General features: G+C 68.1%; 3 protein-coding genes and 1 pseudogene. 1 reads left to right on the forward strand and 3 read right to left on the reverse strand.

Annotation, left to right across the window (positions count from 1 at the left end; translation table 11 throughout):
• Positions 1-501, forward strand: a pseudogene (locus Q0379_RS17925) (TonB-dependent receptor); the annotation flags it as partial.
• Between the two features lie 86 nt (positions 502-587).
• On the opposite strand, the gene Q0379_RS17930 reads toward Q0379_RS17925, so the two are convergent.
• The 3 genes from Q0379_RS17930 to Q0379_RS17940 form a co-directional block, all read right to left on the reverse strand.
• Positions 588-1,391: a response regulator gene (locus Q0379_RS17930; RefSeq protein ID WP_299014692.1), complete on the reverse strand. Its 804-nt coding sequence runs from the start codon at positions 1,389-1,391 to the stop codon at positions 588-590.
• Positions 1,392-1,476: 85 nt separating this feature from the next.
• A complete protein-coding gene (locus Q0379_RS17935; RefSeq protein WP_299014694.1) occupies positions 1,477-2,625 on the reverse strand; it encodes a hypothetical protein in 1,149 nt (382 codons plus the stop codon).
• A gap of 70 nt (positions 2,626-2,695) precedes the next feature.
• A partial coding sequence (locus Q0379_RS17940) for a response regulator (protein ID WP_299014697.1) occupies positions 2,696-3,003 on the reverse strand: 308 nt, incomplete at its 5' end.

The raw sequence follows: 3,003 nt of genomic DNA on the forward strand, positions 1-3,003 counted from the left end.
GCCCGCAACACCGGCGACGGCAAGGTCTACGGGATCGAGTTCGACCTCTCGACGCCGCTGTCGTTCATCGGCTTGGACAACACCGGCGTGTTCCTGAACTACTCCTACCTCGACAGCGAGGTGAAGGACGAGTTCGGCAAGCGTCGGTTCAACAGCCAGGCGGAGTCGGTCTTCAACGTCGGCTTCATCCAGGACATCCCGACCTTCGGCGCCGCCTTCGGCATGACCTATCGCAAGCAGGGCGAGGCCTATAGCCGCGTCGTCGGCGAGGAGGTGACCACCACCTATGGCGCGGACCTGGAAGTCTTCATCGAAAAGCGTATCGGCAAGACCATGGTCGTTCGCCTGACCGGCTCGAACCTGCTCGACGCCGACAAGAAGGAGACCTTCAACAAGTTCACCACGATCGCCGACCAGCGCGGCCGTTCGTTCGACGAGTACGAGCTGGAGCGGGAAAAGGCCGGTCCGGTGTTCCAACTGGTTGCGCGGATGGCCTTCTAAGGCCTGTTCGCCTCGCGATCAGAAGACGAAGAAGGCGGCGTCACGGACGCCGCCTTCTTTCGTTTCCACAACCGGAAAGGATCAGATCAGGCTGCGCGCCCCTTGTCCTCGGGCGCCATGAAGCCCATCAGGGCGTCGATGCGCTTGATGAGGTCGGCGCGGCCGCCGGGGCCGGCGAGATCGGCCTGGGTGCAGGCGCCCAGGGCGTCGGCCGCCTGCCGCAGCCGGTCGTCCTTGACCGCTTCGCCCACCAGACGCAGTTCGTGGGCCTGGGCGGCCAGGGCGCGGCGGGCCTGCGCCGGATCGGTGTCCAACGCCGCGGCGGCCGACTTGACGATGCGCAAAGCCTGCGACAGGCGCGCGGCGGGCGTGGCGCTGGCGTCGGCCTTGCGCTTGCGAGGCCCGCGATAGTCGGCCGAGTTGAACCGGCGGCGGTCGGGGCCGACATAGCCCACGCCCTCGACCCAGTCGCGCGGCTTCAAGGTCACGGCCTCGAGCCGACGCTCCAGGTCCTTGATGTTGAACGGCTTGCGCATGAACTCGTGCACGCCGGCGTCGCGGGCGTCGAAGATCACGTCGGCGGTCGCCTCCGTGGCGCACATGATGATCGGCGCCTCGCGGCAGATCAGGTCGCTGCGGCGGATCTTGCGGGTAAAGGCCACGCCATCGACGCCGGACTGGGCGTGTTCGACGAAGATCAGCTGCGGATCGGTGGTGCGGGCCAGGGCGTAGCCCTTCTCCGCCGTCGGGGCGGAGAACATCTCGACCGCGCCCAGCGGACGCATGTGCTCGGCCAGCAGGCGCGCCATGGCGGGGTTCGGATCGACGACCAGAACCCGCTGCACCTTGGCGGCGACACGTTGGAGGGTGCGGACGTTGCCGTCGAACACGAGAACCCGAGGCTCCTGCGATTAGGATCGGGATAGTGGAATCAGAACGTTAAGATTCCGCTCGCCCAGCCGGGAACGTCCCCGTTTAAGGGTTGAGCGGAATGGCCAGGCTGGTCTCGAAGTCCTGTAGAAGGTCCACCGCCTCCTCGGCGTCGGCGGTCAATGGCTGGCCCTCGGGGAAGCGATAGCGCCAGTAGCTGGCAATGTGGGCGATGGCGCCGACCCGCTCGCCGAGGTTCAGGAACAGCTCCGGAGCGCTCAGCAGGAACTCGCGGAACGCCTGCGGTCGGCGATTGCGGACCAGCTGCTCGAAGGCGTCGTCGTAAATCTTCAGGGTGCGCAGAATGGCTTGCCGCTCGACCGGCAGCGCGGCCTGAAGGCGTCGCCGGGCCAGGGCCACATAGCGCTCGTCGGTCTCGTCGCGGAAGCCGGTCACCACCAGGCGGTCCAGCTCGTCGCAGATCTTGGTCAGCAGCGGCCACAGCCGGGTCAGCATCCACTTGTAGTAAAGCACGCCCTTCCAGGCGAAGACCCCGTCCTTGAAGCTGTGGCCCTCCATGCCCAGGGTCAGGCGCAGGGGCGACAGGCGCTCGTCGAAGTCGGCCGCCAGCAGCGCCTCGACCATGCGCCCAGCCTGCGAGCGGCGCGCCCCGCCTTGCTCGCCATAGGCCAGCTCGATCAGGTGGCCGATCTCCATGCCGACGAAGCCCTGCATCTGGTCGATGTCGGCCGGCGACAGCGCGAAGTAGCAGTGCGCCACGGTCAGCTCGTGCTGGCGCAGGTGTTCGCGCAGCAGGAACGGGTCCAGCGACGGCAGGGCGTCGATGGCGTGCAGCACGGTCAGGTCGCGGGTCAGGCGGCCGGAGGCGTTGCAGGCGTCGGCCAGCATCTCGATCCAGCCTCGCTGGCCGACGAACACCGACCGGCCGCCCAGGCCCAGGTCCGAGCGGTCGAAGGGGATGATGATCTTGGTCGCCAGCGGCCGCGCCTCGTCGAACAGATAGACGTCGTCGTTCCGCACGCGGTGTTTCAGGATCAGGGCGCTGTTGAGGACGCGATTCCGGAACAGCGGATGCTCGGCGTATTCGGGGCGCTTGCCGCTCCTGGCCTCGATCTCGACGAGGTTCAGCACGCGGCTGGTCGAGCCGGTATGGGCCAGGGCCCGCAGGCTGCGCGCCAGGCGGTCGGCTGCGTTGACGGGCCTGGTTTTGCGACGGCGCGCGACGACGGACACGATTTCCCTCGGAGTACTTGAGGCTCTGTCTTACGCGCCGGCGCGCTAACAAAAACTGACCGAACGCGCTTCAGGCCGCCTTCGGGTCTCGGGTCGGCCCGTCCGCCGCGGAGAGGCGCGCCACCGTCGCCAGCAGGCCCGCCGGCGCGATCGGCTTGGGATGGGCGTCGTCGAAGCCTTGCGCCATCAGGCGTTCGGCGTCGCCGACCATCGCGTCGGCGGTCAGGGCGATGATCGGCAGGTCGACCCGGCCGCCCTCGCCCGCCCGGATCCGGCGCACGGCCTCGACGCCGTCCATCACCGGCATATGCACGTCCATCAGCACCAGATCGACGGGCTCGGCGTTCAGGCGCTCCAGCGCCGCGCGGCCGTCGTCGG

The organism is uncultured Caulobacter sp., assembly GCF_937900395.1.
GTDB lineage: Bacteria > Pseudomonadota > Alphaproteobacteria > Caulobacterales > Caulobacteraceae > Caulobacter.